The 6,883-nt window shown below is 55.3% G+C and carries 7 protein-coding genes; 2 read left to right on the forward strand and 5 right to left on the reverse strand.

Annotated features, from left to right (window positions below):
• On the forward strand, window positions 1–315 hold a 315-nt coding region (locus tag PU724_RS33140), incomplete at its 5' end, for a hypothetical protein (protein ID WP_426213800.1).
• A gap of 718 nt (window positions 316–1,033) precedes the next feature.
• On the opposite strand, the gene PU724_RS33145 is transcribed toward PU724_RS33140, so the two are convergent.
• From PU724_RS33145 to PU724_RS33155, 3 genes are all read right to left on the reverse strand, one after another.
• On the reverse strand, window positions 1,034–2,341 hold the full coding sequence (locus PU724_RS33145; protein ID WP_354425817.1) for an amidohydrolase family protein: 1,308 nt from the start codon (window positions 2,339–2,341) through the stop codon (window positions 1,034–1,036).
• 159 nt (window positions 2,342–2,500) lie between these two features.
• Window positions 2,501–2,632, reverse strand: a complete 132-nt coding sequence (locus PU724_RS33150) for a hypothetical protein (RefSeq protein ID WP_354425818.1) — start codon at window positions 2,630–2,632, stop codon at window positions 2,501–2,503.
• Between the two features lie 16 nt (window positions 2,633–2,648).
• Entirely contained in the window at window positions 2,649–4,232 is a 1,584-nt protein-coding gene (locus PU724_RS33155) for an ABC transporter substrate-binding protein (RefSeq protein ID WP_354425820.1), read from the reverse strand.
• A gap of 543 nt (window positions 4,233–4,775) precedes the next feature.
• On the opposite strand from PU724_RS33155, the gene PU724_RS33160 reads away from it, so the two are divergent.
• The gene (locus tag PU724_RS33160; protein ID WP_354425822.1) at window positions 4,776–4,919 is read left to right on the forward strand and encodes a hypothetical protein; all 144 of its coding nucleotides are present in this window, start codon (window positions 4,776–4,778) and stop codon (window positions 4,917–4,919) included.
• A gap of 255 nt (window positions 4,920–5,174) precedes the next feature.
• On the opposite strand, the gene PU724_RS33165 is transcribed toward PU724_RS33160, so the two are convergent.
• Together PU724_RS33165 and PU724_RS33170 are read right to left on the reverse strand one after the other, a co-directional pair.
• Window positions 5,175–5,912 carry a TetR family transcriptional regulator gene (locus PU724_RS33165; RefSeq protein ID WP_354425824.1) on the reverse strand — a complete coding sequence of 246 codons (738 nt, stop codon included), beginning with the start codon at window positions 5,910–5,912 and terminating at the stop codon, window positions 5,175–5,177.
• A gap of 427 nt (window positions 5,913–6,339) precedes the next feature.
• Window positions 6,340–6,552 carry a hypothetical protein gene (locus PU724_RS33170; protein WP_354425826.1) on the reverse strand — a complete coding sequence of 71 codons (213 nt, stop codon included), beginning with the start codon at window positions 6,550–6,552 and terminating at the stop codon, window positions 6,340–6,342.
• Window positions 6,553–6,883: the final 331 nt, after the last annotated feature.

The raw sequence follows: 6,883 nt of genomic DNA on the forward strand, positions 1-6,883 counted from the left end.
CCGGCGAAGATCAGGACCGAAACGGCCAACAAGAGGAGGATGCCCAGCGCAACGCGCTGGGCCACCAGTTTCACGATGGGTGAGGACATCTCCGCAAGGCCGAACTCAGGCTTCGAGCCAGCACTTCAAACCAGCCATCCTATTCATTGGGCTTCGGTCTGGGTGGGGAGCGTATCGGCCAATATGGTAGGAAACTGCATCAACCCAATCGTTGAAGACCGGGGCTATGACGCCTCGCGACACGCGGCCATCAAAATCAGACTTTGGCCGTTCCCGTTCTTTAGTCATGTCCGGTACTCCCTGAAACCTTCATGAGGCGACAATCCAGATGGTTGCCAAAAAAGGCAAACACAACACATCCAGCCAATATAGTCCTTCGAATTGGGGGCTATTTCCGGCGCTGACAATTCTCCATACGGGATAGCGCGAAGCCAACCGCGACCAAAGGCCGCCAAGTTCTTTCTTTTATTATCCAGTTATTATATGCCATTTTCGCTTGCCAGCGCGAAACATGACAGTTGCCTAAAGGTCAAAAGCAATGCTCGAAGGCATTCCGGGACTGTCATTAGACACGCTAACGTCGAGGCAGCCACAAGACAACTGGATAAAAAGTCATGTACTGTGTCACTAAATTTTATCGGGTGATGACGCTTCTGCATACCCGGCGGATAACTCGTTGTATTTCCCAGCCTTCTCCAATAGCTACAAGGCACCCGTCGCGTAACCTCTCCTTGCTCGCGAATAGATTGGCCTGCCGGCTGATCTAGGGCACCGTCATGGGGCCTCTTGATGGCTTGGTCAAAGGGGGTACAATTTGGGAGGGCAACAAAATCAGAGAACCTCACGTATGTGATAAAAGACCTTGCTCCGCTTGATCACCCGCGCCGTGTCGAACAGCGCAAGTCTTCGTTCCCTCAACATCAGATCCTGGCTTGTGGGCTCAGTCATTTAGAGTCCGATCTGCCCCGCATAACGGTTCCAGAAAGTGGGAATTTTCCCTATCACGCCAAACCGTCGGCTTTTGGTGACTCGATCAACTTGCCGAAGCCCGTGGCATGTTCGGGAAGAAGCGAAGTGCGTTCCCGCGCATGATTTTCTGGATGAGATCGGGGGTTTCCTCCCTTGCAATCCAGCGTTCGGCTACCAGTTGCGAGAGTGCCTCCGCGATCCCACGGCGAGCAATACAAGCATGGCCGTAAACGGGCTCAACCGCTAAATAGTCGCCGCCGAAGGTGAAGATCTTGTTGGCCGGAACCGCCAAAAGAAAATCCTTCAGGAAGCGGAAGCCCACCGCTGGATTGATAATCCATGCCCAGCACATGTCGATCGTGACGTTGGGATAATGTTTGGCCAGCGCAATAAATTCCTGTTCGTACGGATAGCCGATGTGCATGAGGACGAACCGAGTCTCGGGGAAGTCTTGCAGCAATTGACAGAGATCAGCGGCGTTGTTGCGAACCCGGGCGAGCTGCATCGAGCCGCAACCAGCCAGATAGCCGGTGTGCAGTTTGACTGGCAGGCCGAACTCACCAGCCTTACTGACACAATAACGAAACAGATAATCTTGCAGCGCCTTGAGGTCATCGGGACCTAGGGCATGCCGCACCTTACCGCAATGGTGCAGAAACAGTCGCGACGCATGCGCCTGGGCGACCGGTACGAAGTCAAGGGCCCGCGAATAGGCGATCTGGCATTTCACCGCCACGGCTCTCGGACCGTGCGTTGCGAAATAGAAGTCAATGATATTGAGCCATTCCTCAAGTGTCGTCGGGCGTTTACCCGTCTCGAACTCCACACTGGCAAGGTCATTGGGGCTGCACCGGCAAAACTCGAGGATGCTGAGATCCTGCGCGAGTATCGCCGGCTGCTCAGTATCCATGCAGATTCGCTGCAATGAATTAACCTGGCAACTCTCGATGTTTGCAAGACCCAGGACACCTGCGTAGAAGCCCGGTCGCACGGTCGCACGATATTTTTCGGCGATGCGTGGTACGCTCTCAGCAGTCAGGTCATCCTCATTGTATAGGCCGCGGAGTGTATGGCGCACCGCCTGAGCATAACCAGTGTGGCGAATTCTGTCCCAGTGAGGCGATATCAGCTGGTATTTCGCTTCGCTCGAAAGATCCGGCCTGAAAAAACTTTGCAGATCCGCAGCTGGCATCCCCGCCGTCAGCAGGTCCTCGGCAACATAGGCACTAAGCAGATAGGTCCAGTCGTCGCAAGGCAGCCACTGATCAGTCCGACCAGAGACGCGCTGGCTTTCCTCAATCAGGTGCTCGTGTGTGTCTACGAACGGCGTCTCTTCGACCCATTGTGCAATCTGTCTGTCGGATGTTGTCATCTTTCCTGCCAATATTGTGCATCTATTACTGATACGCGCATTATGGTCGCCAAAGCGGTCCTCGCTGCAGATCTCCGCAAGACCTCTCGGCGAAACGATAGCCAAGTGCCGAGTCCTGCGACCGGCATAGCGGTTGAGATCGAAGCGTCTAGCCGTTCGTCAACGCCGTGCAGAAGCCAGCATCTGCCGGGTCGCTGAGCCCAGAAATTCCTGCAGATTGGCGAGCGCAACCGGCGTCGCGAGGCTGCCCAGCGCGATGCGCTGGGCCACCAGTTTTAGGATAAAAGACATGAACTACCCGTCGGACTCACGCCTTTAGCCAGCACTTCAACCCAGCCATATTATTCATCAAGCTCCAATTTGGGTCGGGAACGAACCCGCCAACCTTGGCGGAGACTGCATCAATCCAATCGTTGAAGACAGGTACAATGGTACCTCCCTTGTCGCGCAAAATACGACCCAAATCACTGTACATCTGTTTGCGCTTGGCAAGATCGAGCTCAGAACGTGCTTCTTTCAGAAGTCTGTCGAAGTCGGCGTTCTTAAATCGCGTGTCATTCCAAGCTGCAGTCGAGAGATAAACGGTCGAATATATTTGATCCTGCGTCGGTCGCCCCGCCCAGTAAGCAGCGCAAAACGGCTGCTTGTTCCAAACCTCGGAATCGTAACCGTCGTTCGGCTCGCGCTTGATCTCTATCGGGATCCCTGCCTTCGCAGCGCTCTGTTGAAAAAGCTGCGCGGCTTCAACCGCTCCGGGAAAAGCGCCGTCAGCGGTTCGTAAAACAATCGGCGTACCGTCATGACCTGACTTCTTGTACAACGCTGCCGCTTGTTCTGGATCATACCGACGCTGCGGAATTGAAGCATCAAAGAGCGGATAGGTCGAGTTTATCGGCATGTCATTGCCGGCGCTGCCATAGCCCCGAAGTATTTTATCGACGATCTCATCCCGGTCGATCGCGAGCTTGAGGGCCATGCGAAGGTCCTCATTGTCGAAGGGCGGGGTATCGACATGCATGATAAAGACGTAATGGCTGCGGCCCGAAACGTTCTTGATTGAAATGTCTGGCATCCCCTTGAGTCGATCAGCGACCTTAGGGTCAACGCGGTTTACCAAGTGTACCTGGCCGGATTGCAAAGCACCGTTTCGGGCCGTTGGATCATTGATGATAAGAACCTCGCTTTCGGCGACATGGCCGATATTAGAGTCCCAGTAGTTCGGAAATTTCTTGAAGGCGTAGCGTATCCCAGGCTGATTGGACTCCAGCATGTAGGGGCCGGAAGCAATGCCCGAGGCAGGGTTGTCATTGCCTCCGTTGGGCTGTATCACGAGATGAAAATCAGCCATGTAGTAAGGGAAATCTGCATTCGGTGACTTGAGTGCAACCCTGAAGGTGTCCCCGTCAATGGACAAGCGGTCGATGTCGGTTAAAAGCCCCCCCGCGCCCGACTTAGACTTTTCATCCGAGTGTCGCTCGATGGTCTTGACAACGTCTTCGGCCGTCACAGACTTGCCGTTATGAAACTCGACGCCCTTGCGAATTTTGAATTCCCAATTGATACCATCCCTGGACGCAAATTCTTCCGCCAGCCTTGGCTCAAGGTCGCTTGAGGGTGTTACATTGAGAAGAGTTTCACCGTAGTGCCGTAGCGCTAACGAGGTTGTATCGTTGGCGGTATACGCCGGATCAAGCGTATCGGTGCTTGCTCCATTGCCAGCGCCAATCTTGAGATGACCGCCCTTGATCGGCTCAGCTGCTATGGCAGATTTGGGGAGGAGCGAGGCGGCGGCGGCACCGAGGCCAAGCGCCGAAGCGCGACCGAGGAAATCACGCCGCGACATTTGGCCGGCGTCAAAACTAAGTCTCAGACGTTCAAATTCCGTGGTCATGCGAGATCCTCCCAGTGAACAGCATCGCCAGCGCATACACGCAGCCTTCGAAGCAAATTAGCTAATTTATGAGATTGGCGACGGCTTCTCTCCACGCACCAATTTGTAGTATCATTGTCGGATACTTCATTGACATTCCTCTTTTCTGGGCTTGGCCGCAGCCCAGCGGGAGGTTATTCACTCTTAATCTTTCATAAATGTTAGCGGCGCGAGATCGACAAGACAACCGGACAAAAAGTTATGCCTCGCGGGACTAAATGTTATCCGGCGATTTGGGCTGCTTTGGCCCAGTCCCGTCGAGATGGCCCGCCAGTTGGGTTCGGCAACCGGGATCGAGATCTGCGACCTGTGTATCGACCAATGTGGAAACGTCCTCTCGCTAAATTGATTCGGAATCGCGTGGGAGACGGCCGAAGCGATATCCTTCATATGGCCGACGAAGCGATTTTGCGTTGTGCGGCACGCCTTCCACCGCGAACCCTATCATCTCGCAAAAGCTTTTGGCGCACGCCTGCGGTCGCCCGAGGCCTACCGGACGTTCAAATGCTCATCGCATGCTTCGCCCAGGTCGCCAGGAGGGCCTCGCATAACCGCCTTTGCCAGTATCTCGGCGAGAAGGGCCGCGAGCATCACATCGAACTGCGCCACCGGCTACGCTCTTGGAGTGCCACCTTCGCCAGCGCTTGACCAATGAGCGCAACGCGACTTCCGCAACCGCGGCCAGTTATCGTGACATCTTGTGCATGCTGCCGTCTGGCCCTTTCACCAAGTGGCCGCCGAACCGTTCCTTTGGGTCGGCCAATATGCGTTGGCAATAGCCGTGAAACGGGCGAACATCGAGTGACTCAGCTCTCATCAAAGGCCTGAGTTCATGCCCTCAATGCGGCGCTCAATCCACATGCACCCCTCCATCGAGGATGAACGTCAATGATCAGGCCTGGATCAGGAAGGTGGGGGCCTACGCTCCTTACGATTACTCGCTCCTTCGCTCTCCTGGCCTGCGATCTCTCGATTGTGCGGGTCCCTAGTGATGCACCCGTTGGCAGTCACGAGGCCATGCGAATCAGCGCTAACCTGAAGAGCCTGCTGTCGCGCCCAACAGCGAACCAAGCCCAGATGTAGTTTCAACTGTGAGCGCTGAACAGCACTCGTCCAGACACCTCGATTTGTAACGCCGCCAGCGCTCAGACCGAAGATGAATGTGACAATCGAACGCAGGGCGCTCCCGAAGATCTCCTTCGGCCACTCCGCACTTTCTGGCCACCCTGAGCGGATGACCCGGGCGAAAATGCTTACACCTTCACGATGCAGCGTAGCGTTGAGCTTACGAAATTCAGGATCGGCTGCGATTACCCCCCAGAAATTCACCCAGATCAGGCTATCCTCAAAATGGGACCTCGATGCTGGAATAGCGACGTCAAGCAGGATGGCAAGATCCGTTTCACCTCTTGCCAGCCGATGAGCCATCTTCCGTTCCATGTTTAGAAGTGGGACGCGCAGGGCAGCTGCAATAATATCCGCCTTACTTTCGAAGTAATGAGTAATCATTCCCGTCGTTACGCCAGCGGCATTGGCGATATCGATCATCGTGACTGCGGAAATGCCTTTCCCCGCTATCGCCTTACATGCTGCCTTGGCGATGCGAAGTCGCGTCTGCTCAACATCAATAATCTTTGGCATGGGCTTCCGGTTCATCTTTCAGTTAATTTCGCAATCTGACCATTTGCCACGAAGAGGTGCCAGATGGCCACGAATTGGTGGTCCTTATCACGACTAGATTCCTGTCCTACGATCACTAGAGCAGGTGCTCTTGCGAGCGAATACGAGGCGGTCGATACTAATCTGTCGACCGTGAACAATGATAGGGGATCAGGCTTTGATCTCGGATGACCGACTTTGGATGGCGACAATAGCAAGCCACAAAAGCGCCCTAAACTCTTTTTTTGAGACTGGCGAGAAGTTGTCGCCGTCAGCCGCCATGATAGCGCTTGACAGCTGCCCGGCGAAATAGTTGCGGCCCGTCCTGTGTTCGGCCCGATGTAGGCATAAGCAGCCCGATTGCGGAGCGACACCGCATCTGTCCCCTGATCCTGTCTGGCCATGGCTGCTAGCCCTCGGCAATGCGGCCTGATTTCATTGCCATGGTTCGCTCCATGTCGGTAATCACGGTCTTGCGTGTGTGTCCGTCATACGGATTTTCGGGCCGCGCTTTTGTATGAAGGGGCGAACTGGCCGCCCTCGACCATTTCAGGGGCGGCGCCAACGACACGTACACCTTCGCCCCGAACTCGTAAGACAAGTATGCCTTGCCCTTCTCCATGCACTCCATCTAGTGCACGTGCAAGGAGTTGAGCTTGCGGTCGCGCTGGCGCCCACGCTTTCACAACAGTGGAGGCCTGGTGCAGCGGCCATATAAGGGGTGCGCGTCCGGTTCCGCATCGCCCGTGATCCGGCGGGAGGTGTCGCTAATGATCAGGCCCGAGATTGGTTGAGCCTGCACTGCCAAGCCGCTTGAACCGCCTTGTGGAGTGGGCCCCTGGTGCCGGACAGGATGGTTTTCGGTAATTGACCGGGCAGCCGGGCTTTCAGAGGATGAAGGCCCATGGCAAAGCACCGAACCCACAGCGTCGAGTTCAAGCGGCAGGTTTCGC

It is taken from the genome of Mesorhizobium abyssinicae, assembly GCF_049887195.1.
Lineage (GTDB): Bacteria > Pseudomonadota > Alphaproteobacteria > Rhizobiales > Rhizobiaceae > Mesorhizobium > Mesorhizobium abyssinicae.